The organism is Gammaproteobacteria bacterium (assembly GCA_016716465.1).
Taxonomy (GTDB): domain Bacteria; phylum Pseudomonadota; class Gammaproteobacteria; order SZUA-140; family SZUA-140; genus JADJWH01.
The window spans coordinates 316,535-342,079 of record JADJWH010000004.1 but is presented as its reverse complement, the minus strand read 5'-3'; the positions used below and the strand labels follow the sequence as shown (position 1 = coordinate 342,079).

Here is a 25,545-nt window from a genome sequence, read left to right as displayed (position 1 = left end):
CGAACCGCCTCAATCACAAGGGCTGCAGTTCCTCGATGATTTCTCCGATCACGCCGTCCCAATCTCCCGGTCGCTGCTGCCTGAACAGGCGCAGTGACGGATACCACGGGCTGTCCCTGCACTCCGTCATCCAGCGCCAGTCGGGACGGGTGGACAGCAGGACCCACGCGGTCTTGCCCAGGGCACCGGCGAGGTGGGCGACGGAGGTGTCCACGCTGATCACCAGGTCCAGTGCGGAGAGCAGGGCCGCGGTGTCCGAAAAGTCTCTGAGTTCATCCTGGTGCGAGCGGACTTGGGCGAATTCTGCCAGCGCGGCGAGATCGTCCGGCCGGACCTCGCGTTGCAGCGAGTGGAATTCGAAGTCCAGCCGCAGCAGCGGTTCCAGACGGCGCAGCGCGATGCTGCGATCGCGGTCATTCCGGTGTCCGGCATACCCGGACCACACCAGTCCGATCCGCGTGCGCGATCGGGCGCCGAGCCGCGCGCGGGCTTCCTCCACCTTGCGTGGATCGGCGGCGAGATAGGGTATCTCCGCCGGGACGGTCTCGACGCGGGTCCTGAAGGCCAGTGGCAGGCTCATCAGCGGACACTGCAGATCGAAGTCCGGCAGCGTTTCGCCCTTGATGATCCGCTTGGCCCGGGCCTGCAGCGTGGCCGCCAGCGCGGCGAGGGGCGCGGGGATCTCCAGCAGGACCGTGGCGCCCAGGGCCTCCATCCGCGGGACATAGCGCATGAACTGGATCGCATCACCCAGGCCCTGTTCCGCGTACAGCAGCACGGTCTTGCCGGCGATCGACTGTTCGCCCGTCCACTCGGGCCGCGTGAACTCCCGTCTCCACTCCGCGAACTGATTCGTTTTCCGCCGCCACTCATAGAGCGGCCAGCCGCCCGCGTAATCGCCCAGCAGCAGTTTCTGTATGCCGAGGTTCATGTGGGCCTCGGCGAAGTCCGGCTTGAGGCGGATCGCCTGTTCGTAACTGGCGATCGCGTCGGCCGGCCGGTTCAGGTCGCGCAGGACGTTGCCCCGGTTATTGTGGGCCTCGGCGGAGTCGGGTTTCAGCGCGAGCGCGCGAGCGAGGTTTTCCAGCGCCTCCGGGTGACGGTTGAGGTCGCGCAGGACGAGTGCGCGGTTGTTGTACGCCTCGGCGAGATCGGGCATGAGCGCGAGCGCACGGTCATACGCCGCCAGCGCCTCCTGCAGGCGGCCGAGGGCGCGCAGCGCGCCGCCGCGGTCGAGGTACGCCTCGACGAGACCGGGTTTCAGGGCGAGCGCGCGATCAAGGCTTTCCAGTGCCTCCGCGTGCCGGTTGAAGTCACGCAGGACGCGGCCGCGGTAACTGTGCGCCTCGGCGAAGTCCGCTTTCAAGGCGATGGCGCGGTCGAGACTCTCGAGCGCCTCGCGCGGGCGGCTGAGGTCACGCAGGACGATACCGCGGTTGGCGTGCGCCTCGGCGATGCCGGGCATGAGAGCGACCGCCCGGTCGAAGATCGCGAGGGCCTCCTGCGCGCGCCCGAGTGCGCGCAGGGTGACGCCGCGGTTGAGGTGGGCCAGGGCGAAGTCGGGTTTGCGCCGGATCGCCTCGTCGAAGCTCGCCAAGGCCTCCTGATGGCGCCCCAGGTCCTGCAGGGTATTCCCGCGATTATTGTGCGCCTCGGCGAAGTCCGGTTTGAGGGCGATCGCGCGCTCGAAGTCCGCCAAGGCCTCGCGATTGCGCCCCGACTTCCGGTGGAGCTGGCCGCGATTGAACAGCGCGACGGCAAAGCCGGGATCGAGTGCGATGGCGCGGTCGTAACAGCCCAGGGCGTCGTTCGGACGCGCCAGCGCCTCGAGCACGATGCCGCGGTTGTACTGGGCGAGCGCGTTACGCGGATCTTTTTCGCAGGCAAGCGCCAGAAATCCCAGGGCGTCATCCTTGTCGCCCGCCTGAAAGCGGAGGATGCCCAGGTGATGGAGGGCGTCGAAGCTGCCTGGCGCCAGCATCAGCGCCCGTCGCAATACCTGTTCCGCCTCGGGCAGCCGGCGCTGCTGACTGAGCACGAGCGCCTGGTGGATAAGGGCGGGGACGGAGGCACTTGCCTGTCCCTTGTCCGGCGTCGCCTCGTTCATGGCGATGTCTCAGGCACGTCCGCGCCGGCGCGCGCGCGGATGCGCCGCATCGTAGACCTCGGCGAGGTGCTGGAAGTCGAGATGGGTGTAGATCTGGGTGGTGGAGATGTCGGCATGTCCGAGCAGCTCCTGTACGGCGCGCAGGTCGCCGCTGGATTCGAGCAGATGGCTGGCGAACGAATGGCGCAGCATGTGGGGATGGAGCGCGCCCTCCAGTCCCTGGCGCCGTCCCCAGAAGCGGATGCGGGACTGTACCGCGCGCGCAGTCGTGCGCCGTCCGGCCAGCCCGATGAACAGCGCCCGCGGGTCTGGACCGGGGATGGTCAGGCGCTGATCGATCCAGGCCCTGAGCGCCGCGCACGCCTGGCGTCCGACCGGTACCACCCGGGTCTTGTTGCCTTTGCCGGTGACGCGCACGGTGCCGTCGTTCAGGTCGAGATCGGTGAGGTCCAGGGCGACCAGTTCGGACAGGCGCAGGCCTGAGGAGTAGAACAATTCCATGATGGCGCGATCGCGCAGCGCCAGCGGCCCGTCCGCGGGCAGTTCGAGCAGGCGACTCATCTGATCGACATCGAGGGCGTTCGGCAGGCGGCGCGGCGATTTCGGGGCGCGGATACCGGTCGCCGGGTTATGTCCCAATTCCTGTTGTCCGAGCAGATATTCGAAGAAGCTGCGCAGGGCGGACAACAGGCGCTGCAGGCTGCGGCCGTCGAGACCGCGCCGGTGCTGTGCCGCGACCAGGGCGCGGATGTGATGCGCAGTCAGCTGGTTCCAGTGCGCGATGCGCTCCGCGGCGCAGAATGTCTCGAGAACGGCGAGGTCGCGCCGGTAGGCGGACAGGGTATGCGGGGAGAGCCGGCGTTCGACGCGCAGGCTCTCCAGGAAGCGCGTGATCCAGCCGGAGCGCTCCATGACTCAGGCAGGCGCCGCGTCGCGCAGGCAGGCGGCGAGTTTGCGCCCGATCAGTTCGTTCATGTAGTTGAGGTACGTGGTGCCCATTTCCGGCGTGAAACGCTCAGCGTTGCGGCTGCCGATGGCGAGCAGGCCAACCACGGGCTCGCCGGCGCCTCCGGCGAGCGGCAGCAGCGCCGCCGAGCCGATTTCGCCCGCGGTCGTGGGGAAGAGTTGCACCAGCTGTTCGTTCGGCAGGTGCCCGCACGCCGGCCGGCCGGCGGTGAGGATCGGCTGCAGCGATGACGCCAGACGGTCCGGCTCGATTGCCTCGACGTTCAGGAAGCCGAGCGCATCGGCATCGAAGCGGGCCAGGCCGGAGGCCGGGAACAGGCGCAGTGTCGCCGCGTCGGCGTGAAAGTCCTGTCGCAGGCCTGTCTCGAGCAGGGCGAGGGCCTCGTCCAGCGTCGTGCAGTCCATCAGTTTTACGGTAAGTTGTTGCAGACGCGCGATGAGTTCGTCGTTGTAACGTGCGATCTGAACCAGTTCCTGTAGCTGGGCGCGGTAGCGCTGAGTCTCCTCGCGCAGCAGCGCGACCTGACGCTCCACCAGCGAGATGGCGCCGCCGGTGGGGTGGGGCAGGGTGAGCGCGCGGATCAGGTCGTCGCGTCCCTGGAAGAAATCGGGATGGCGGCGCAGATAGTCCTCGACGCTCTGTGCTGTCAGTATCGGCAGGTCGCCCGCGGCGCCGGTCTGCGATGTGTTCATAAGGCGATGTTTCCCTCGAATACCAGTGTGGCGGGTCCGGTCATGGCGACGCTGGCGTCGCCGCCTTCCCACTCGACGAACAGCTTGCCGCCCGGCAGTTCCACCGCGACACGCGGGTCGAGCAGGCCGCGCAGACGGCCGGCGACCACGGCGGCGCAGGCGCCGCTGCCGCAGGCGAGCGTCTCACCGGCGCCGCGCTCGAAGACGCGCAGGCGGATATGTGTGCGATCCTCGATCTCCATGAAGCCGACGTTTACGCCCTCCGGAAAGCGCCGGTCGTGTTCCAGCCGGGGGCCGAGCCGCTCCACCGGGGCGCGGGTGACATCGTCGACCCGCAGGACGGCGTGCGGATTACCCATGGAAACCGCGTTGATCTCCACCGGCTCGCCGTCGATGTCGAGGATATAGTCCGGTCCGGGCTGATCGGTGACAAAGGGCACGACGGCGGGATCGAGGCGCGGAGTCCCCATGTCCACCGTGACCAGGTTGCCGTCCAGCAGCTGCGTACGCAACAGTCCGCTGCGCGTTTCCAGCACCAGCCGGTCTTTCTCTGTCAGGCCGTGTTCACGCACGAAGCGGGCGAAACAGCGCGCGCCGTTGCCGCACTGTCCGGCCTCGCTGCCGTCGGCATTGAATATCCTGTAACGGAAGTCGGCGCGCGCATCGCCCGCGGGTTCGACCAGCAGCAGCTGATCGCAACCGATGCCGACGTGGCGGTCGGCGAGATAGCGGATCTGTTCGGGGCTGAGCGAAACGGGCTGGCTGACGGCGTCGATGATGACGAAGTCATTGCCCAGACCGTGCATCTTGCTGAACAGCAGGCTGGTGTTGGTGGTCGGCACGATACAGGCGGCGTTCTCAGGGAATGTGCCCGCAGTATAGCAAGCTTGTCCGGGTGTGTGCAGCGCCAGCCCGTGCATCGGACGACTGCGACGGAGGCGCGGTTACGAGCCCCATTCCGATGAGTTTTGTGCCGGATTCCACTGAAAACGATCCAGCGCTATATCACCGGACGACTTGAAAGCGACGCCTTCCTGCGCGAGCAGGCCGCGCTGGATCTGCTCGAAATACGATTCTGCGCGCCGGCTGATCCTTCCGCTGGCGTTGACGACGCGGTGCCACGGGACATCGCTCCCGGCCGGCAGGGCATGGAGCGCGTAGCCGACCTGCCGAGCCTGACGCGGGATACCGGCGAGCCGGGCGATCTGCCCGTACGTCGCAACGCGCCCGCAGGGGATCCGTCTGACCGCCGCGTAGATCCGTTCATAGGTATTGCCCTGCGGGCGGTGATAAGTCGTCATCGCTTACCGGCATCCTCGCGCGCCTGGCTCCGGACAGCCGACGTTGCCGGGGGGAGACCGGATCTAGTCCCCGCCGGGAATTCCAAGAGAATCCCAGATTTCGTCGACGCGCCGTTTGGTTCCGGCGTCCATGGAGATGGGTGTGCCCCATTGCCGTTCGGTTTCTCCCTTCCACTTGTTCGTCGCGTCGAAGCCGATCTTGGATCCGAGCCCGGAGACCGGCGAGGCGAAGTCGAGGTAGTCGATCGGGGTGTTCTCGATGATGACGGTGTCGCGCGCCGGATCCATGCGCGTGGTCATGGCCCACACTACGTCCTTCCAGTCGCGCACGTTCACATCGTCGTCGGTGACGATGACGAACTTGGTGTACATGAACTGGCGCAGGAACGACCACACGCCGAACATCACGCGCTTGGCGTGGCCGGGATACTGCTTGCGCAGGCTGACGCAGGCGACGCGGTAGGAGCAGCCCTCGGGCGGCAGGTAGAAGTCGGCGATCTCGGGAAACTGCTTCTGCAGGATCGGCACGAACACTTCGTTCAGCGCGACGCCGAGCACCGCCGGTTCGTCGGGCGGGCGGCCGGTGTAGGTGCTGTGATAGATGGGATCGTCGCGGTGGGTGATGCGGTCGATGGTGAACACCGGGAAGCGCTCGACCTCGTTGTAATAGCCGGTATGGTCGCCGAACGGGCCTTCGGGCGCCTCGTCTCCGGGATGAATGTTCCCCTCGAGCACGAACTCTGCGCTGGCCGGCACCGAGAGGTCGCTGCCGATGCACTTCACGACTTCGGTGCGGCCGCCGCGCAGCAGACCCGCGAAGGCGTATTCGGACAGCGTGTCGGGCACCGGTGTCACGGCGCCCAGGATGGTGGCGGGATCTGCGCCCAGCGCGACGGCGACCGGGAACGGCTCGCCCGGATGCGCCGCCTGCCAGTCGCGGTAATCGAGCGCGCCGCCGCGATGCGCGAGCCAGCGCATGATGACGCGGTTGCGCCCGAGCACCTGCTGGCGGTAGATGCCGAGGTTCTGCCGCGGCTTGTGGGGTCCGCGCGTGACCACCAGCGCCCAGGTGATCAGCGGCGCGACGTCGCCTGGCCAGCAGGTCTGGATCGGCAGGCGGGCGAGGTCGACCGCGTCGCCCTCGATGACGTTGCGCTGGCACGGTGCGTCGCCGACCGTCTTCGGGCTCATGTTGAGCACCTGCTTCAGCACCGGCCACTTGTCCCAGGCGTCGCGCAGGCCGGCCGGGGGTTCAGGTTCCTTCAGGTAGGCGAGCAGTTTACCGGTCTCGCGCAGGGCCGCGACCGAGTCCGCCCCCATGCCGAGCGCGACGCGTTCGGGGGTGCCGAACAGATTGGCGAGCACGGGAATGGTGTGGCCCCTGGGGCGTTCGAACAGCAGCGCCGGACCGCCTTTGCGCAGCGTGCGGTCGCAGATCTCGGTCATTTCGAGATGCGGGTCGACCTCGGTCCGTACGCGGACCAGGTCACCTTTCTGTTCCAGCGCGGCGATGAAGTCGCGCAGATCGCGGTATTTCATGCAAGGACTCGCCTGTGATGGTTGTGCCGGCGTATCGGGCCGGAGGGCAGCGCAAGCCGCTTCATTATACGTTCTCGCATGCGAGCGTGCGCCTTACCGCTCGAATTCGGCGATTACCGGCGCGTGATCCGAGGGGCGCTCCCAGGCGCGCGGTATCGCGTCGACGCGGCAGTCGAGGCAGCGTTCGCACAGGCGCGGGCTGGCGAGGATGTGATCGATGCGCAGCCCGAGGTTGCGCCGGAAGGCCGCCATGCGGTAATCCCACCAGCTGTACACCGTTGCATCGGGATGCTTCAGGCGCAGGGTATCGCACAGTCCGGTCGCGAGCATACGACCGAAGGCCGCGCGCTCCGGGAGGCTGAACAGTACCTGGCCTTCCCAGATCGCGGGATCGTGCACGTCGAGCGCTGCGGGCGCGATATTGAAATCGCCCAGCACGACCAGTTCGGGATGGCGCGCGAGTTCTCCGCGGATGAAGTCCGTCACCGCGGCGAGCCAGTCCAGCTTGTAGCGATACTTGTCGGACTCGACACTCTCCCCGTTGGGCACGTAGAGGTTGATCACGCGGACCCCGTCGCAACTGAGGGCGAGGATGCGCCGCTGCGGATCGTCCAGCCCGGGGATGTCCTGCAGGACATCGTCTACCGCTTGCCGTGTGAGGATGGCCACGCCGTTGTAGGTCTTCTGTCCGGAGTATGCCGCCTGATAGCCGGCGGCGAGGATCTCCTCGCGCGGAAACTGCTCGTCCTGCAGTTTGGTCTCCTGCAGGGCCAGGATGTCCGGCTGTGCCGCCGTGAGCCAGTCGAGCACCTGCGGTAAACGCACGCGCAGTGAATTGACGTTCCAGGAGGCGATCTTCATCAGACAGGTCTTCGTTCGAGCGGCGGCTCGTGTTTCCGCAGCCTAGCGCGGGCGAAGGGCAAATACAAATGCGTCGCCAGGGTATCAGGGGGGATCCGGGCAGGGCGCCGTGCAGATGGAGGATGACGACGGCCCGGATGCCGGTATCATATTCGGGGCCGGCGCCGTATCTACGGGGACGGAGGGGAACGCATTTCGGGTCAGTGGGCAAAGACACAGATGGGCGAGCACATGACGGTGGATAATCCGGACTTGATCCTGCCCGGCGAGGTGAATACCTTGTCCGAGCTGTTCCTTGAGCGCGTGCGGCGCAATCCGCAGTCCCCGGCCTACCGCTATTTCGACGCGGGCAGCGGGGACTGGCGGGAGCTTTCCTGGGCCCGGATGGCGGCGGAAGTGGAGCGCTGGCGTGCCGCTTTGCACGAGGAGGGCCTGGCTCCCGGCGAGCGCATCGCCGTCATGTTGCCGAACGGCATCGAATGGGTATGCGTGGACCAGGCGGCACTGAGCCTCGGGCTCGTGGTGGTGCCTCTGTTCGTGAACGACCGCCCGGACAACGTCGCCTATATCCTGCGTGAAACCGCGGCGCGGCTGCTGTTGCTTGATGAACCGGGGCTGTGGGAGGCGATACGCCCGCTACTTGCCGGGTCTGCTTCCTTGAGTCGGGTGATCGTGCGCGGGGATGCCGCGGCGGAAGATGCCCGTGTGAAGGCGCTGCGGGACTGGCTGGATGCGGCGGCCGTCGGCGCCCCCGCGCCGGCGGGCGGGGGCGGAGGCCGGGAGGATCTGGCCGCGATCGTGTTCACCTCCGGTACCGCGGGCCGTTCCAAGGGTGTGATGCTGACGCACGGCAATATCTTGTGGAATGCCCATGCCAGTTATAGCAGCAATCCGGTGAGTGCCGCCGACACCTTCCTGTCCTTCCTGCCGCTGTCGCACACCTTGGAGCGCACCGTGGGGTATTACCTGCCCATGATGGCGAACGCCTGCGTGGCCTTCGCGCGTTCGGTCACGCAGCTCGGTGAGGACCTGGCCACGGTGCGCCCCACGGCGCTGATCTCCGTTCCACGGATCTATGAGCGTGTCTACAGCCGGATTCAGACGCAGATGGACGGGCGCTCCGGGCTGGCGCGCTGGTTGTTCCGTCTGGCGGTCGATACTGGATGGGCGCGCTTCCAATATCTGCACGGGCAGGCGGGCTGGCGCCCCGCGCTATTGCTGTGGCCGCTGCTGCGGCGCCTCGTCGCCGGCAAGGTGCTTGCCCGTCTCGGTGGCCGGATCCGCATCGCGGTGTGCGGCGGCGCGCCGCTCCCGGCCGAGGTGGCGCGCACCTTCATCGGGCTGGGCCTGCCGCTGATCCAGGGCTATGGTTTGACCGAGGCGAGTCCGGTGTTGAGCGGAAACCGCCTGAGTGACAACGAGCCGGCGAGCGTGGGGCATCCCCTGCGCGATGTCGAGATCAGGGTCACCGCACAGGGGGAATTGCTTGCGCGCAGCCCTGGAGTCATGCGGGGCTACCTGAACGATCCCGTGGCGACTGTGGCCGCGGTCGATGCCGAGGGCTGGCTGCATACTGGCGACAAGGCGAAGATCGAGAACGGATATATCTACATCACGGGGCGGCTCAAGGACATCATCGTTCTGTCCAATGGCGAGAAGGTCTCGCCGGTGGACATGGAACTGGCGCTGACCGCCGATCCCTTGTTTGAACAGGTACTGGTCGTGGGCGAGGGCCGGCCGTATCTGACCGCGCTGCTGATACTGAATCAAGAGCGCTGGTCGGCACTGGCGCAGCAACTGGGTGTGCCACAGGACGATCCGCGCGTACTGCAGTCGCCGATCGTGGTCCGCGAGGCGGGGCGGCGGATCGAAGGACTGACGCGGGACTTTCCGGGGTACGCGCGCATACGGCGCTTCAGCCTGAGCCTCGAGTCATGGACGGTGGAGAACGGGTTGCAGACACCGACGCTCAAGCTGCGCCGCCAGCGCATCGCGGAACAGGCCGGCACCGTGATCGACCGCCTCTACGCGGGACATTGAAATGACTGAGGACGCGGTTTCGGATTGTTTTCCGGAGGGACGCCAGCCTACGGTGCGCGTGCTGGCCATGCCGACCGACACCAATGCGGCGGGTGACATCTTCGGCGGCTGGATCATGTCCCAGGTCGACATCGCCGGGAGCATCGCCGCCTATCGCCGCGCCAGCGGCCGCGTGGTGACGGTGGCCGTCAATTCCTTCCAGTTCCACAAGCCGGTCTTCGTCGGCGATCTGATCAGCTGTTACGCGGAGGTGGCGCGCGTGGGCCGTACCTCGCTGACGGTACGCGTCGAGGTGTATGCGGAACGCGGCCGCGGAATCGAGGAGGCCATCAAGGTCACCGAGGCGACATTGACCTACGTCGCCATCGATTCGGATCGGAAACCGCGCCCCGTCGACCGGGGCGCGGGCGATGTTAATTGACCGCCGCGGCGTGATCCGGTCCGGCCGTCCCGGTCTTGCGCAGATTGACGAGCACCCCGACGCCGCGTGATTTCACGGACAGGATCTCGTGCCCGTCCTTGCGCAGGCTTTCCGCGGCCTGTTGCGCCAGCTTCTCGCTGCCGAACAGGAACCCGGCCGTGGTCCCCGCCGGGATACGGCGCAGCTCGTTGCGCGCCTTGACGTAGTGCAGGGGGCAGCCGAAGGCCGTCAGATCGATGCCCTCAGAGTTTTTTTTTCCGCCGTGGCGACCACGACGGCCGGCATGGAGGCGCTCAGGTCGAGCTGACGGTCGATGTCCTGGCAGACCGCGGCGGATGCGGCGGTCCATTGATCCATCTCCTGATTCAACGCCTTGTAGGCGGCCTCGTCGAAATCTTCCTTCAGTGCGTCCAGTCGTGTCGCGAAATCGAGCAGGTGATGGCCGAGGTCCGCCTTGGCCGGCAGGGAGACCGACAGCTGGCGGCCGATCTCACCGAGTTCCGCGCCGGCGGGTTGCCCTGCCAGGAACAACAGCGACTGCCCGACCAGACGGCCGATGGCCTGAGCACACTCGATCGACTCCTCGTATTTGCGCTGCAAGAAGAAGCCGTTGCGATAGTTGCGTTCGTTCGCCGCCTCGGCGAAATTCGCCGCGACCGTTTCCTGGGCCGCGCCGGCGCATTCACCGCCACCGAACTGCTCGACCTTGAACGCGCCCTCGTCGCCATGGTCACGCAGCACGGTGGCGATCTCCTCCGGCGCCACGGTGCTGATATCGTTAAGCAAACCGGCGAAGTAGTTTCCCTCTTGCCGATGCGACCAGGCAAAGAAGGATTCACCGTTGCCGCGCTCCTTTGCATAGGTCTGCTGTACGCGCTCAATCGCCTGCTGGATACGCGCGGACGGGATCGACGGCCCCTTGATCGCGAGGCCACCACCGTGGCGGCCGTCACCGCCCAGATACATCTGGTAGTGCGGGACGAGCTTGCCATGGACGCGCCGGCCCTCGCCGTAGATGCCGATATCGCCGGTTTCCGGCTGGGCGCAACCATTGTGGCATCCGCTGGCGCGGATGCGCAGATCATGCTCGCCGCCGCTGATCTTGGCGCCGATCTTCTTCGAGGCGGTGATGCCGAGGCGGCAGGTCGAGGTGCCAGGGCAGGCCACGACGTCATCGCCCGTTATGGGTTCGGCCAGACCCAATGCTGCGAGGCCCTCACGCAGTACTGTGACCTGTCCGTCCGGTACGCCGACCAGAATCAGGTTCTGATCCTGGGTGGTACGGACATCGGACAGGTTCAGCTTGTTCATGAGCGCGGCGATGCCGTGCATCTGCGGTCCGGTCAGATCGCCGATTGGTACCCCGATCGGAAAGATGTTCAGCCCGGCTTGTTTCTGCGGCAGGACCTTGCGCGGCGCGCCGGGGCTGGTGCATCCCTCGACCGCCTCGCCGTCCCGCCAATTGCCCCTGAGGTGGGGTTTGCCGGCGAGCGCGACGCGGGTGCGCGCCAGCTCTTCCCGGTACTTCTCGATAAAGCCTTCCGGACCGAAGCGGTCAACCAGGAACTTGATGCGGGATTTGGCGCGCTGCTTGCGATTGGAATAACGGTTGTGCAGCGAGATCACCGCTTCCATGCACGGGATCAGGTCCGCCTCGGGAATGAATTCTTCCACTGTGACCGCATGGCGCGGTTTGTGGCCTAGGCCGCCGCCCGCCAGAAGCTTGAAACCGAAGCGGCCATCCTGTTTCACTGCGATGACGGCGAGGTCATGCAGCATGCCCTGGGCGCAGTCGGCCTCGCAGCCGGAGAAGCTGATCTTGAACTTGCGCGGCAGGTGCTGCGTGAGCGGGTGACGGAGGAAATAACGCATGGCGTCATCCTGAAACTCCGCGATATCCACCCGCTCGCGCGGGCATACGCTCGCGAGCGGGCAGCAGGTGACATTGCGTACGGTGTTGTTGCAGGCCTCGCGCGTGGTCAGGCCGGACTGGGCCAGGTCGCGCAGGGCACGCGGTGACCGCTCCAGCGGTACATAGTGGATCTGAATATCCTGGCGCGTGGTGATGTGCGCAACGCTGTGCTCCGAACAGGTCTCGAGCACGTCCGCAATCCGATCCAGCTGCGCCGGCGTCATACGCCCGCCGGGGATCTTGACGCGGACCATGTTGACGCCTTCCTGGCGTTGTCCGTACACCCCTTGCTGCAGTCGCATCGACTGGAATCGCTCGGCGTCGATCTCGTTGTTCAGAAAGGCGTGCACACTTTCTTCGAAACGATCGAGCTCTTCATGGTTGACCAATGTCTGCGACGTACTCATGCCTACTTCTCCTGCGCTGTAGCGTTACATTACCGTGTTTAACCAGGCCGTCCCGATCCCTCAGGCGGCGAACATGAATTTCGCCCCGATCAGGATCAGCATGCTTGCGAGCAGCGGCCGAATCACGTGTTCGGGGACTACTGATGCCAGACGGCTGCCCAGATAGATGCCCGGCAGGGAGCCGATCAGCAGGATGGACAGCATCGCGAAATCTACGGTTCCCATGTGCATATGCCCCAGCCCAGCCACCAGAGTCAGCGGCACGGCATGGGCGATGTCCGTTCCCACGATGGCGCGCGTCGGCAGGCTGGGATAAAGAAACAGCAGCATCGCGGCGCCCAGCGCCCCAGCACCGATCGAGGATATCGGCACCAGTATCCCCAGCACGACCCCGGCGCCGACCGTCGCGGCAGGCCGCAAGGATCTCCAGTTCGGGAGCCATCTCTGGATCCTGCGCCCCAGTCCCTGTACGCCCGTCTTGAACAACAGGGAAAGCGCGGTCAGGATCAGGGCCACGCCCAGTCCGACGTGTATGATCAGATTGAGCTCTGTTGTCGAGGGCGTAAACCGCTCCATATAGTACACCACCAGCATCGAGGTGGGCAGACTCCCCGCGAGCATCAACCCCGTGATATTCCAGCGGATATTTTTTGCGCGCCGGTGATGCCATACCCCGGTTGCCTTGGTGATGGAGGCAAACAGGAGGTCCGTGCCTACGGCCGTTACCGGCGCGATCCCGAAAACGAATATGAGCAGCGGCGTCATCAATGAGCCGCCCCCTACGCCGGTCAGTCCGACCAAGGTGCCGACTCCAAATCCGGTCAGGATGAAGGCCAGTGTGTCCATCGTGCCACCCGTCTGTTCCGGTCAGGCGCCAGACTCAAGCGCTTTATCTTAATAAACTCAGGTAGTTGCACGATAACCCAGGTTCAGCTTCAGAACGACATGATGAGGCGGCAAGGTTGATCGAGCGAAAAAACTATAACACTCAATCTATATTCAAAAAAATAATGATGTATTATATTTATATAACAAATTTGTATATATGGTGCCGGCATGAATATTCAGCAATTGCGTTATCTGCGCGAGGTGGCACGTTGTGGCCTGAATATTTCCGCCGCCGCGAATGCCCTGCATACCGCCCAGCCCGGGATCAGCAATCAGATCCGTCAGCTGGAGCAGGAGTTGAACGTCCAGATCTTTGAGCGTAACGGGAAGCGTCTGGTGGGCATAACGCAACCCGGACGCGCAGTGCTGGCGATGGCGGAGCGGGTACTGCGCGATCTCGAGCACATCAAGCAAGTCGGGTATGAATACACCAGTGACGCGACCGGCAGCCTCTCGATCGCGACCACCCATACCCAGGCGCGCTACGCCCTGCCGCGGGTGATCAAGATCTTTACCGAGCGTTACCCCGATGTGCGGCTGCATCTGCATCAGGGCAATCCGACTCAGATTGCCCAGCTGGCGGCCTCGGGCGTTGCCGATATCGCCGTCGCTACCGAGGCAATGGACCAGTTCGAGGATCTGGTGGTGATGCCGTGTTATGAATGGCACCATTGCGTGATCGCGCCACCGGGGTTGCCCATCCTGCGCGATACGCCTCTGACGCTGGAGAAGATCGCCGAATACCCGATCGTAACCTACGATTTTTCCTTCGCCGGGCGCGCCAAGATCAACGAGGCGTTCGAGCGCGCCGGCCTGCGGCCGAATGTGGTATTTTCGGCGATCGATTCCGACGTCATCAAGACCTATGTCGAGATCGGGCTGGGCATCGGGCTGATGGCGCAGATGGCATTCGATCCGGAGCGTGATATCCATCTGCGCATGCTTGAGGCGAGCCACCTGTTCGAGCCGTGTATCACGCGCCTTGGGGTCAGGCGCGGCAGCCACCTGCGAGGCTATATGTACGCGTTCATCGAGTTGTTCGCGCCGCAGCTTGATCGAAGCGCCGTGGACAGGGCGATGGCAGGTCAGCCGGCGCGTTCGCGCAAGACCGCTCAGCCCTGAGCGGCGCGGCGTGGCTGTTCCGTCTGTTCTTCGTAGGGTTCGCTATGGCCGCAGTCTTTCTGCGGGCACACGAGTTCAGCGCCGTTCTTCTTGGTGGTCTTGATCGTCAGGATGGGCCAGGCGCAATTCGGGCATGGAGTCGCGACTGGCTCGTTCCACACCGCGTAATCGCAGGCCGGGTAGCGGGAGCAGGAATAGAACGTCTTGCCGCGCCGTGAGCGGCGCTGCAGCATGTTGCCCTGGTGGCACTTGGGGCAACTGACCTGGGTATCGGATGGCTTGATCAGCGGTTCGATGTATTTGCACTTGGGATAATTGCTGCATCCGATGAACTTGCCGTAGGGGCCATTGCGCACGATCAGGGCGCCACTGCATGTGGGGCAGGTGCGTCCCTCGACCAGTTCCGGTCCGCTGTTCTCCTCGTTGTCGCCGAGGTTGCGCGTATAGTCGCAGTCGGGGAAGCCCGTGCAGCCGATGAAGCGGCCGCGTTTGCCGAGGCGGATGGAGAGCGGTTTGCCGCACTTGGGGCACTGTTCGTCGAGTGCTTCCTGGGTGACGTCCTTGCGCTGTACGGATTTCTCCTTGTCGTCGACCAGGTGCTTGAACGGTTGCCAGAAGGAGCGCATCAGCGGGATCCATTCCTCTTCCCCGCGCGACACGGCGTCCAGTTCGTCCTCGAGCTTGGCGGTAAACTCGTAATCGACGTAGCGCGAGAAATGATCGGTCAGGAACTTGTTGACGATCCGGCCGACATCGGTGGGTTGGAAGCGTTTCTTGTCTAGCACCACATATTCGCGCTGCTGCAGCGTCGCAATAATCGCCGCGTAGGTGGACGGCCGTCCTATGCCATATTCCTCCAGCGCCTTGATCAGGCTGGCCTCGGTATAGCGCGGCGGCGGTTCGGTGAAGTGCTGATCGGTATGGATGGCCTCGAGTTTAACCGTCTCGCCCATGGACAGGTCGGGCAAGAAATTCTGTTCCTCGCCGTCCTTTCCGTCGTCGGTGTCTTCCTGGTAAACGCTCATGAAGCCGGGGTCGACAATAGTCGAACCGGTGGCCCGGAATACGTTGCCCTTGCCGGCCTCGAGATCCACCCCGACGGTATTGATGGTCGCGTGGATCATCTGGCAGGCAACAGTGCGTTGCCAGATGAGCCGGTAGAGCTTGTACTGGTCAGCGCTCAAATGCTCCTTGATCGAATCCGGGTCGGTGTAGACCGAGGTCGGGCGGATGGCTTCATGGGCCTCCTGCGCGTTCTTGGCCTTGGTTTTGTAGACCTGCAGCTGGTTAGGCAGCTTGTCCTGGCCGAAGCGTTCGGCGATGAGCCGGCGTATCTCTTCCACCGCTTCGTTGGCCAGATTGACCGAATCAGTACGCATGTAACTGATCAGGCCTGTGGCGCCCTGGCCGGTGTCGATACCTTCGTAGAGCTGCTGCGCGGTGCGCATGGTGCGTTGAGCTGTGAAGCCGAGCTTGCGTGCCGCTTCCTGCTGCAGGGTAGAGGTTATGAACGGGGCGGCGGCATTGCGCTTGCGCTGTTTCCTCTCGACCTGGATGACCGTCAGCTGTCCATTGGCGGATTTTTGCAGCGTGGCCTCGGTTTCCCTCGCATCCTTTTCTTCGGTGATGCTGAATTGATTGAGCTTCTTGCCGCGGTAATGGGTGAGCTTCGCACGGAAGCGTTCCTTGCCCTTGGAATTCTCGGCCTCGATGGTCCAGTATTCACGCGGTTTGAAGCTTTCGATCTCCAGTTCGCGCTCGACGATCATGCGCAGGGCGGGGCTCTGCACGCGTCCGGCGGAGAGTCCGCGCCGGATCTTTTTCCATAGCAGGGGCGAAAGGTTGAAGCCGACCAGATAGTCCAGCGCGCGGCGCGCCTGTTGCGCGTTGACGAGGTTCATGGAGATGTCGCGCGGATGGCGGATCGCCTCCTGTACCGCGTTTTTGGTAATTTCATGAAAGACGATGCGGTGCACCGGTTTGTCGCGCAGCGCCGCATCCTGGCGCAGGATCTCATACAGATGCCAGGAGATCGCCTCGCCTTCGCGATCCGGGTCGGTGGCGAGATACAGCGTTTCCGCACCTTTCAGGTTTTTGCGGATGACATCGATGTGTTTCTGGTTTTTTTCGATGAGCTGGTACTTCATCGAAAAATCGTGTTCGGGATCGACCGCGCCTTCCTTGGGGAGCAGATCGCGCACGTGGCCGTACGAGGCGAAGACATTGAAGTCCTTGCCCAGATACTTTTTCAGCGTCTTCGCCTTGGCTGGCGATTCCACGATGACGAGATGCTTGCTCATCGACGCGTTCGAATCCTCGATTGTCCGTGATGCACCAGTAGCTGTTGAGCCGTCAATCCGCAGTATTTCACAGCGGAAACATCGCGTGCTGACCGTTGCGGCGAGAAAAACGCGCCTATATTAGAGGCGTGATCCACCGACTGTCAAAGCTGTTTCGGTCACCGCTTGAAAATCTTAAACCCCTGACGGAGTCGGGCATTGCGTTCCCGAACGTCCCGGATTCAGCTCATGAATTAGGACTGCGTGGATCGTCCAATGGTTCAGGCCGGCGCCGCTCCCGGGGCACGCGGAGACGGATTGTGCCTTGATTGGATTGGTGAATTGGTGAGCGCGAGGCCCGCTCCCGCAACGCCGGTAGGAAAATTGGTCGGGTCAGTGCATACGCGTGGAGTCAGTGCATGCAATCGCTGTTGCGGTCGAAGATCAGGGTCTCGAGCCAGAGATGTGCCTGTTCCTTTCCCGGCTGATTGGCCAGCACCATCATCACGATCCATTTGAAGCGTTCGAGGTTGAATTCGTCGAGCTCGAGCGCCATGGCGCGCTCGATAATGGTCTCGCGCGCTGTCGCGTCAATGATCTGGTGCGTCTCCAGGGCATGGAGGAAACCGCGGCAATCCCGGTCCAGTTTCGCCATTTCAGCGCTGGCATAGACGCGCAACGATCCATCGGCCGCGACGGCGTCGTGACTGTCGGCAACATCATGTGACTGTGAGAGATTTTCCAGCCAGAGGAACGCCTTGTTGATTTCCGTCTGGGCGAAACCGGCACTGCGCAGCATACCCTTGAGGGCGGATTCATCCTGTTCGACGGAGCGATCCTCATCGAGGCAATGCTCGAACAGATACATGAGGACATCGAACGTGTTTTCTTTCATATCATTTCCTTTCACTTCGTCGCAGATAAGCCCCTCCGGGCGCTGTATGGACATGACCGGTCATTTCCAGCTCCAGCAAGATTGGGCACAGCTGCTCGCTGGGGAGATGGGTGCGCGCGATAAGGGTATCAATCGCCGTCGGGGCATAATCTATTTGACTGAGAACGGCAGCCATTGTTTCATCCAGGCGCGAATTCGTCATTGCATCCGGTCCCGTGTCATCCTGAGGCAAGGGCCGTTCCGCCACGGTCGCGGAATGCAGCTCCTCCAGAATATCATGAATGCTCTCGACCAGCTTGGCCCCCTGCCGGATGAGCGCGTGGCAGCCGCGCGCGCAGGGGTTGTGGATCGAGCCGGGGATTGCGAATACCTCGCGTCCCTGTTCCAGCGCGGCCCGGGCGGTGATCAGAGATCCGCTGTGAAGCGCGGCCTCGACGACCAGGGTTCCGCGGCTGAGTCCGCTGATGATGCGATTTCTGCGCGGAAACGATTCCGGCAGCGGCGGACTGCCAAGCGGAAATTCCGAAACCACGGCGCCGGTGCGTTGAATCTCGGCGGCAAGTTTTTCATGGCGTGCCGGATATACCCGGTCCAGGCCGGTTCCGGCCACGGCAATAGTGATCCCCTCTGCCGCCAGTGCGCCACGGTGGGCGGCGGCATCGATGCCGGCGGCCAGCCCGCTGGTCACGGCAAAACCGTGACGGACGAGATCGACGGAGAAGTCATGCGCGAGCTCGAGTCCCGCCGGGGTCGGATTGCGGCTGCCCACCACGGCGATCTGGGGGTTTGACAGGCAGGAGGTGTCCCCCAGCACGTGAAGGATCGGGGGCGGGGTGTGAATCTCCCGCAGCCATGGCGGATACTCCGGCGAGTGCAGGGTCAGCGCATGATGTCCGGGCAGGGTGAGCCAGCGCAGGTCCCTTTCCACGTCGGGCCAGGCCGGGTTTTCGAGATAGCGGACCGTCTCGGGCGCGATTCGTCCGGTGGCGGCGAGTTCGCGCGGTGGTGTCTGAAAGATCGCGCGCGGCGAGGGAAAGTGGCGCAGCAGCTCGTGAAAACGCGCCGGGCCGACGCCCGGCGCGCGCAGCAAGGCGAGCCAGTAGGCAATCTCATCCATGTCGGCGGCGCCGGAGCGCCGGTGTCCATCCTTGTGCCCCGACGATCCTCGTCAGGGATTTTCTACGGTATCCAGTATACGCAGATCGCGCGTCGCCTCCATGACGAGCGCATAGCTGATATTATCGAACAGGCGCACGATCATCAATGTGCCGGCGCGTTCATTAGGCAGTTTCACGATGCGGTCCGCGCGCTTGACGTCGCCGACAGTATCCCGCACCTCGTCGCCGGTCCGGTAGACCGCCAGCACATGTCCCCGCTCCAGGCCGTCAGCCTTGCCGCGGTTGATGACCACGGTCTGCAGACGTCCAATGCGGGAGACACCGTCGAGCACTGATATGATCTGGCCTTCCACGCGGTCCTGCGGCGCGCGCGGGGTAAAGTGCTGATCCGGTTCCTCCTCCAGCGGCGGGAGCAGGCGATCGCCCTTCAGTACCTCACGATTAGCTTTGCGTATCACGAGGGTGCTGGGGTCGCCGGTCGCGGTGAGATCCGCATCCCCGACGTCGATCGCCTCGATGCCGAGGACGTGCTTGGGATTCTCCGGGTCACGGTAGACCTTGCCCTTGCGCACAATATTATAGGAGTGCTGATCGGTATCGGGATCCAGGCCGCGCACATAGACCTTGTCGCCGGATCCGCTGATCACATGGTCATCCGCCGTGGCAACGATATACGGACTCGCTTCCAGTTCCCCGTCACTGACGATGCGGGGGTGCAGCAGGAACTGTTTGATTGCATCGACCGGAATGGTGGGGATGGCGGTCTCGAGCGAGGAATAGCGCGCGCCCGGCGACAGCTTTACAGTCGGAAGCCCGGCATGCTCGTCGCCGCGCTGAACGGTAAGCACCGGTTTTCCATCGATATATTTCAGGCGTATGATGTCGCCCGGGTAAATCAGATGAGGATTCTGTATGGCGGGATTGATCTGCCAGATCTCGGGCCAAAGCCAGGGGTCCTGCAGGAAGCGTGAGGAAATGTCCCACAGGGTATCACCTTTGACGACCACGTATTCATCCGGATGATCGGGGGCCAGCTTCAGGGCATCAGCCGGCAGATTTGCGCTGAAGACCAGCGCAATCGGAAGTATCAATCGCAAAAACAGGCGTTTGTTTGACATCTGACTTGCCTTGTTAAATCATCACAGGTTGTGGAACAGCGGGCATATTACACCAAGTACCGTAGTTATCGGCGCGCGTGGGCGGATATTAAGACACCGGTCGCAGGAAACTATGGATTTCTCAGCGGTTCCGGGTGATATCACATGGCAATACTTCACATTTTGCATTATCCAGACCCCCGTCTGCGGGTTCAGGCCGAGCCGGTCACGCAGGTGGACGACGCGATTCGCCAGCTGGTCGACGATATGCTGGAGACCATGTACGACGCCCCCGGGATCGGCCTTGCCGCACCGCAGGTCAATGTAAGCAAGCGTTTGATCGTCATAGATATCAGTGAGGCGCGCGATGCGCCCGTGTGCCTGATCAATCCGGTCATTCTGGAACGCGAAGGGAACGAGGTCATGGAAGAGGGGTGTCTGTCGGTCCCCGGCATCTACGATACGGTGGAACGAGCGGCCGCCATCCGGGTCCAGACCCTCGGACGGGACGGACAGTCGTACGAGATGAGGGCGGATGGTCTGCTCGCCGTATGCATCCAGCATGAAATGGATCATCTGGAGGGCAAGCTGTTCGTGGATTATCTCACCGAGATGAAACGGCAGCGGATCAAGAAGAAACTGGAAAAATATCGGCGCCGCACCCTGTAGGCGCGGCGCCCGTTCACTTTACTCCCTCTTGCAGCCCTCATGAAGCACGGCATGAACATCGTCTTCGCCGGCACACCCGAGTTCGCGACCGTACCGCTGGCGGCGCTGCTGGATGCGGGCTTCGCCGTCTCCGCGGTGTTGACGCAGCCGGACCGTCCCGCCGGACGCGGCCGCAAGCCGCAGCCCAGTCCGGTCAAGCTGTTGGCGAACCGGCGCGGTCTGACCGTCCTTCAGCCGGAATCCCTGCGGGAGGCGGGGATACAACAGACCCTGCGTGCGCTGGCGCCCGACCTGATGGTCGTCGTGGCCTACGGCCTGATCCTGCCGGCGGCCGTGCTCGAAATCCCGCGCCACGGTTGCATCAACATCCATGCCTCGCTGCTTCCGCGCTGGCGCGGGGCCGCCCCGATCCAGCGCGCGCTGCTCGCGGGTGATGCCGGGACGGGTGTCACCATCATCCAAATGGACCGCGGCCTCGATACCGGGGTGATGCTGCAACGGGATGAGTGCCCCATCCGGCCGGAGGATACGGCGGGGAGCCTGCACGACAGGCTGGCGGTGCTTGGCGCGCGGGCGCTGATCGACGTGATCGGCCGCATCGCGGATGGAGGCCTCGCGGGTGTGCCGCAGGATGAGACCCTGGCCTGCTACGCCGCCAAGATCGACAAGACGGAGGCGGCGCTGGACTGGTCGCGACCGGCCGTGGAACTGGAGCGGCGGGTGCGCGCATTCAATCCCTGGCCGGTGGCCTATACCGTTTTACCGCCACATGGGCGGTTGCGTGTCTGGGGCGCCCATGCACTCACCGGAAAATCGACCGCGGGTGACGGTCCCGGCGTCCTGGTCCGCGCCGGCCGGGAAGGGCTCGACGTCGCGACGGGCGCGGGCATACTGCGCCTGACCGAGATCCAGCTCGCGGGCGGTCGCCCGATGCCGGCGGGTGATTTCATCAATGCCCATGCCGTCCCGGTCGGTACCGTTCTCGGTGGTGCGGACCGGGCGGACTGATGCGCGCCGCGATCCGGAAGCATGCCGGTGCGGCGGCAAGGCGGGCGTGAAGGATGGATGCCAGAAGCGCGGCGATCGCGGCGCTGGTGGAGGTATTCGCCGCCGGCCGTTCCCTCGGCGTCAGTCTGCCCCCGGCGCTGCTGGAGGTGGCGGATCCGCGTGATCGCGCCCTGGCGCAGGATCTCTGCTACGGGGTGTTGCGCTGGTGGCCGCGGCTCGAGGCCGTGGCTGCCGTGCTGGTGCGCAGGCCGCTGAAGGGGCGCGATACCGATCTGCACTGCGTCATCCTCGCCGCCTTGTATCAACTGATCCATACACGAATCCCCCCGCATGCGGCGGTGGACGAGGCGGTGAGCCTGGTGGTCGGCCTGGGTAAGCCGTGGGCGCGCGGCCTGGTCAACGCGGTGCTGCGCCGCTTTCAGCGCGAGCGGCAGGCGATACTCGCGCAGGTGGATCGCGACGAGGCGACCGCGCTGGCGCATCCGCGCTGGCTGTTCGATCGCATCCGTGCGGCATGGCCTGACGACTGGCGGCGCATAGCCCAGAGTAACAACGAGCGCCCGCCCATGTGTCTGCGCGTCAATCGGCTCCGTGGCGGGCGGGACGATTATCTGCATGAGCTCGCGGCCGCGGGCATCGCCGCCGCCGTTCATCCCCATGGCACGGAGGCGCTGGTGATCGAGCGGCCGGTCGATGTGGAACGCCTGCCCGGTTTTTCCACGGGCCGGGTCTCGGTGCAGGATGCCGCCGCACAGCTGGCGGCGGGACTCCTTGCGGCCCGGCCCGGGGAGCGTATCCTCGATGCCTGCGCAGCGCCGGGCGGCAAGACGGCCCACATCCTCGAACGGCAACCCGAACTCGAGGCCCTGGTCGCGCTGGACCGGGACGCGGCGCGCCTGCAGCGGGTGCGGGAAAACCTCGCGCGGCTCGATCTGGCCGCGACGCTGGTGAATGGCGACGCCGGTGCGCCCGAGGACTGGTGGGACCGGCATCCGTTCGACCGCATCCTGCTCGATGCCCCCTGCTCGGGGTCAGGCGTGATCCGCCGGCACCCGGACATCAAGCGCCTGCGCCGGGACACGGACATCGCGCCCCTGGTCGCGCAGCAGGAACGCCTGCTCGAGGCGGCGTGGACCATGCTGAAGGCGGGCGGTGTGCTCTTGTATTCGACTTGTTCTATCATTCCCGAGGAAAATGACGGACAGATTGCCCGTTTTCTGGCACGGCATTCCGATGCGGTCGCGCGGCGGCTGGAGGCGCGATGGGGGAGGGCGGTATCCGCGGGGAGACAGATCCTTCCCGGCGAGGACGGTATGGACGGTTTTTATTATGCGTGTATGGACAAGCTTCCCCATGCCTGACATTGCTGCGGCTTCATGAACATTTCTCGTCACTGGGGCGCGATCGTACTGTTGTCGCTGTGCATGGGCCTGGCGGCGGCGGATGACGCGACCACGGAGGACCTCGCGGTCGAGGACGCCGCGCCCGGTGTGATCGTGCGCGAGGCGCATACCGAGCTCAAGGACGACGTCTATTATCTCCAGGCGAATATCGAGTACCGCTTCAGCCAGCCGGCGCTGGAGGCGATGCAAAAGGGTGTGCCGCTTACCGTGGTGATGCGGATAGAAATCCTTCAGGAGCGCAACTACCTGTGGAGCCAGAAGGTCGCCGCCCTGGAGCAGCGCTATCAGCTCAGCTTCCATGCCCTCAGCCAGCAATACATGCTGCGCAATCTCAACAGCGGCTCCCAGTACATCTTCCCTTCCCTGGATGCCGCACGTACGGTGCTCGGCACCATCGTCGATCTGCCGGTCATCGACGGCAATCTGCTCGAAGACGGCGCGCGCTACACCGGACGCCTGATGGCGGAGCTCGACGTCGATCAGTTGCCGACACCGCTGCGGCTGCTCGCGCTGGTGTCGAAGGACTGGCAGCTGAACAGCGAGTGGTACTCATGGCCGCTCTGAGGCTGCGCCAGCTCAGTTCGGGAGTGGTGCCGATCCTGGCGCTGTTCGCCCTGCTGCTGGTGTCGCTGTATCTGATGAGCGCCGCGACGCAGAATTCCGAGGAGTTCGGCCGCCTCTACTTCAGTCTTCTGCTCATCAACATCCTCGGCCTGGTGACGCTGGTCGTCCTGATCGGGGCGAATCTGGCGCGACTGATCCGACAGTACCGCAAGGGGGCGGCAGGATCGCGGCTCACGGTGCGGCTGGTGGTGATGTTCGTGATCCTCGCCCTCGTTCCCGTCTCCCTGGTCTATTATTTCTCGCTCGGGTTCATCGAGCGCGGCATCGACAGCTGGTTCGACGTACAGATCGAGAAGGCCTTCGACGACGCGCTCGAGCTCAGCCGTCTCTCGCTCGACGAGCGGAAACGCGAATATCTGCGTCGCACCAAGCAGATCGAGGCCGACCTCACCCTGGTGCCGGACGAACAGATGCCGCTCGTGCTGAACGATCTGCGCACGCAGAACGACATCTACGAGCTGACCGTCATGACGGCGACAGGCAGTGTGATCGGATTCAGCAGCCTCAATCCGCTCGCGATCATGCCGAATCTCCCTTCCGACGCGGTGCTGCGCCAGGCCCGGCGCGGCGACACCTACATCAGCATCGATCCCGTCGGCGACGACAAGCTCTATGTGCGCATCCTGATCGAGCTTCCCGGCATGCGGCCGGTGCTGGACAAGCGTCTGCTGCAGGCGATGTATCCCGTCTCCGGCCGCGTCAACGAGCTTACCGCCAGCGTCGAGGACGCCTCCTCGCGCTACAAGCAACTTGCCTACCTGCGCAAGCCGCTCAAGTACAGTTTCATGCTGACACTGTCGCTGGTGCTGCTGTTGAGCCTGTTGTCGGCGGTCTGGGCGGCATTCTTCTCGGCGCGCCGCCTGGTGGCGCCGGTGCGGGTGCTCGCGATCGGCACGCGCGCGGTCGCCGCCGGCGACTATGACCGCCAGCTGCCGCAGCATTCGAGCGACGAGCTCGGATTCCTGGTCAGGTCCTTCAACGACATGACGCGCCGGCTGGCGCAGGCGCGCGATGAGGCGCGCCAGAGCCAGCAGCAGGCCGAGAGCGAGCGCGCCTATCTGCGCGCGGTGCTGGGGCGCCTCTCCTCCGGCGTGCTGACGCTGGACAAGCAGCGCATCATCCGCACGGCCAATGCGGCCGCCGGACATATCCTCGGCGTCGACCCCAAGGATTGCATCGCCAGTCCGCTGGTCGCCCTGGCGCGGGATCACGAGCATCTGAAGCCGTTCATCGATACGATCCGCCCGCATCTGGCCGCCGGCGAATCGGATTGGCGCAAGGAAGTGATCCTGTACGGTCCATCCGGAAAACAGGTATTGATGTGCGGCGGGGCGTCCCTGCCTGACCATGGCCACCGCTGGACCGGAAATGTGCTGGTGGTCGAGGATGTGACCGCCCTGGTGCAGGCGCAGCGTGACGCCGCCTGGGGCGAGGTGGCGCGCCGGCTCGCGCACGAGATCAAGAATCCGCTTACCCCGATCCGGTTGTCCGCGGAGCGCCTGCGCAGAAAATACCTGAAAGACATGAGTCCGCAGGACGCGGAGGTGCTCGACCGCTCCACGCATACCATCGTGCAGCAGGTCGAAGTGATGCAGGAACTGGTCAAGGCCTTCTCTGATTATGCGCGCAGCCCGCAGCTCAAGCTGCGGCCGCTCGATCTCAACACCATCATCGGCGAGGTGCTGGACCTGTACCGCGGCGATGCCGGGGGGGCGCGTTTCGAGGCGGAGCTCGATCCCGGTCTGCCGTTGCTGCGCCTCGATTCGGGCAGGATACGCCAGCTGCTGCACAATCTGATCAAGAACTCGATCGAGGCGGCGGAGAACGGACGCGAATGTCACGTCATCGTACGTACCGCCGTCGTTACGGACGGCGGCGTCGAAAGCGTCGAACTGCGCGTGCAGGACAACGGCCCGGGTTTGCCCGCCGAGATGATCGGCCGCTACTTCGAGCCGTATTTCACCACCAAGCACAAGGGCAGCGGCCTGGGGCTCGCGGTGGTGAAGAAGATCGTGGAGGAGCATGGCGGTATGGTCTGGGCGGAAAACGCCCGCGAAGGCGGCGCGCTCATCATCGTCCGGTTTCCCATGGACATGGCGCCTGCGGGAGACGCCGGCACGATGACTCAGGAAAGGACGGGCGGCGCGCCAGCGCCGTTTGTGCCCGGGGTGCGCGAACACAAGGCATAGCAAGGC

21 protein-coding genes are annotated in these 25,545 nt (G+C 64.4%); 8 read left to right on the top strand and 13 right to left on the bottom strand.

Annotated elements, in window-relative coordinates:
- Positions 1-13: 13 nt before the first annotated feature.
- From IPM20_09340 to xth, 7 genes are all read right to left on the bottom strand, one after another.
- Entirely contained in the window at positions 14-2,107 is a 2,094-nt protein-coding gene (locus IPM20_09340) for a tetratricopeptide repeat protein (GenBank protein ID MBK9131818.1), read from the bottom strand.
- A gap of 9 nt (positions 2,108-2,116) precedes the next feature.
- The gene (xerC, locus tag IPM20_09335) at positions 2,117-3,019 is read right to left on the bottom strand and encodes a tyrosine recombinase XerC (protein MBK9131817.1); all 903 of its coding nucleotides are present in this window, start codon (positions 3,017-3,019) and stop codon (positions 2,117-2,119) included.
- A gap of 3 nt (positions 3,020-3,022) precedes the next feature.
- Positions 3,023-3,766: a DUF484 family protein gene (locus IPM20_09330; GenBank protein MBK9131816.1), complete on the bottom strand. Its 744-nt coding sequence runs from the start codon at positions 3,764-3,766 to the stop codon at positions 3,023-3,025.
- Positions 3,763-4,686 (bottom strand): diaminopimelate epimerase, encoded by a 924-nt coding sequence (gene dapF, locus IPM20_09325; GenBank protein ID MBK9131815.1) that lies wholly within the window; start codon positions 4,684-4,686, stop codon positions 3,763-3,765. Before dapF ends, IPM20_09330 begins: the two co-directional genes overlap by 4 nt.
- A gap of 24 nt (positions 4,687-4,710) precedes the next feature.
- Positions 4,711-5,067 carry an MGMT family protein gene (locus IPM20_09320; protein ID MBK9131814.1) on the bottom strand — a complete coding sequence of 119 codons (357 nt, stop codon included), beginning with the start codon at positions 5,065-5,067 and terminating at the stop codon, positions 4,711-4,713.
- A 63-nt stretch (positions 5,068-5,130) separates the two neighbouring features.
- Entirely contained in the window at positions 5,131-6,606 is a 1,476-nt protein-coding gene (gene ubiD / locus IPM20_09315; protein MBK9131813.1) for a 4-hydroxy-3-polyprenylbenzoate decarboxylase, read from the bottom strand.
- 93 nt (positions 6,607-6,699) lie between these two features.
- Complete coding sequence (gene xth / locus IPM20_09310) at positions 6,700-7,467, bottom strand: exodeoxyribonuclease III (protein MBK9131812.1); 768 nt, start codon at positions 7,465-7,467, stop codon at positions 6,700-6,702.
- A gap of 231 nt (positions 7,468-7,698) precedes the next feature.
- Between xth and IPM20_09305 the strand changes: the two genes are divergently transcribed.
- Positions 7,699-9,507 (top strand): long-chain fatty acid--CoA ligase, encoded by a 1,809-nt coding sequence (locus tag IPM20_09305; protein MBK9131811.1) that lies wholly within the window; start codon positions 7,699-7,701, stop codon positions 9,505-9,507.
- A 1-nt stretch (position 9,508) separates the two neighbouring features.
- Positions 9,509-9,928 carry an acyl-CoA thioesterase gene (locus IPM20_09300; GenBank protein ID MBK9131810.1) on the top strand — a complete coding sequence of 140 codons (420 nt, stop codon included), beginning with the start codon at positions 9,509-9,511 and terminating at the stop codon, positions 9,926-9,928.
- Positions 9,929-10,156: 228 nt separating this feature from the next.
- Here IPM20_09300 and IPM20_09295 read toward each other — a convergent pair whose 3' ends face one another.
- Both IPM20_09295 and IPM20_09290 read right to left on the bottom strand, forming a co-directional pair.
- Positions 10,157-12,247, bottom strand: coding sequence for a nitrite/sulfite reductase (locus IPM20_09295; GenBank protein ID MBK9131809.1), 2,091 nt, complete (start codon positions 12,245-12,247; stop codon positions 10,157-10,159).
- Between the two features lie 60 nt (positions 12,248-12,307).
- Positions 12,308-13,093, bottom strand: a complete 786-nt coding sequence (locus IPM20_09290; protein MBK9131808.1) for a sulfite exporter TauE/SafE family protein — start codon at positions 13,091-13,093, stop codon at positions 12,308-12,310.
- 210 nt (positions 13,094-13,303) lie between these two features.
- Here IPM20_09290 and IPM20_09285 point away from each other — a divergent pair, with 210 nt between their 5' ends.
- A complete protein-coding gene (locus IPM20_09285) occupies positions 13,304-14,257 on the top strand; it encodes a CysB family HTH-type transcriptional regulator (protein MBK9131807.1) in 954 nt (317 codons plus the stop codon).
- Here IPM20_09285 and topA read toward each other — a convergent pair.
- From topA to IPM20_09265, 4 genes are all read right to left on the bottom strand, one after another.
- Positions 14,248-16,557: a type I DNA topoisomerase gene (topA, locus tag IPM20_09280; protein ID MBK9131806.1), complete on the bottom strand. Its 2,310-nt coding sequence runs from the start codon at positions 16,555-16,557 to the stop codon at positions 14,248-14,250. The two genes, IPM20_09285 and topA, sit on opposite strands and share 10 nt — an antisense overlap.
- Before the next feature lie 391 nt (positions 16,558-16,948).
- On the bottom strand, positions 16,949-17,431 hold the full coding sequence (locus tag IPM20_09275; protein ID MBK9131805.1) for a DUF494 domain-containing protein: 483 nt from the start codon (positions 17,429-17,431) through the stop codon (positions 16,949-16,951).
- A gap of 1 nt (position 17,432) precedes the next feature.
- The gene (dprA, locus tag IPM20_09270) at positions 17,433-18,548 is read right to left on the bottom strand and encodes a DNA-protecting protein DprA (protein ID MBK9131804.1); all 1,116 of its coding nucleotides are present in this window, start codon (positions 18,546-18,548) and stop codon (positions 17,433-17,435) included.
- Between the two features lie 51 nt (positions 18,549-18,599).
- On the bottom strand, positions 18,600-19,667 hold the full coding sequence (locus IPM20_09265; GenBank protein MBK9131803.1) for a LysM peptidoglycan-binding domain-containing protein: 1,068 nt from the start codon (positions 19,665-19,667) through the stop codon (positions 18,600-18,602).
- Positions 19,668-19,811: 144 nt separating this feature from the next.
- Here IPM20_09265 and IPM20_09260 point away from each other — a divergent pair, with 144 nt between their 5' ends.
- The 5 genes from IPM20_09260 to IPM20_09240 are packed head-to-tail and all read left to right on the top strand — an operon-like array spanning position 19,812 to position 25,539.
- Positions 19,812-20,315, top strand: coding sequence for a peptide deformylase (locus IPM20_09260; protein ID MBK9131802.1), 504 nt, complete (start codon positions 19,812-19,814; stop codon positions 20,313-20,315).
- Positions 20,316-20,354: 39 nt separating this feature from the next.
- The gene (locus IPM20_09255; protein ID MBK9131801.1) at positions 20,355-21,323 is read left to right on the top strand and encodes a methionyl-tRNA formyltransferase; all 969 of its coding nucleotides are present in this window, start codon (positions 20,355-20,357) and stop codon (positions 21,321-21,323) included.
- Positions 21,324-21,376: 53 nt separating this feature from the next.
- A complete protein-coding gene (rsmB, locus tag IPM20_09250) occupies positions 21,377-22,684 on the top strand; it encodes a 16S rRNA (cytosine(967)-C(5))-methyltransferase RsmB (GenBank protein ID MBK9131800.1) in 1,308 nt (435 codons plus the stop codon).
- 15 nt (positions 22,685-22,699) lie between these two features.
- Positions 22,700-23,290, top strand: a complete 591-nt coding sequence (locus IPM20_09245; protein ID MBK9131799.1) for a DUF4390 domain-containing protein — start codon at positions 22,700-22,702, stop codon at positions 23,288-23,290.
- The gene (locus IPM20_09240; GenBank protein ID MBK9131798.1) at positions 23,278-25,539 is read left to right on the top strand and encodes a HAMP domain-containing protein; all 2,262 of its coding nucleotides are present in this window, start codon (positions 23,278-23,280) and stop codon (positions 25,537-25,539) included. Before IPM20_09245 ends, IPM20_09240 begins: the two co-directional genes overlap by 13 nt.
- The last annotated feature ends 6 nt before the right edge of the window (positions 25,540-25,545 follow it).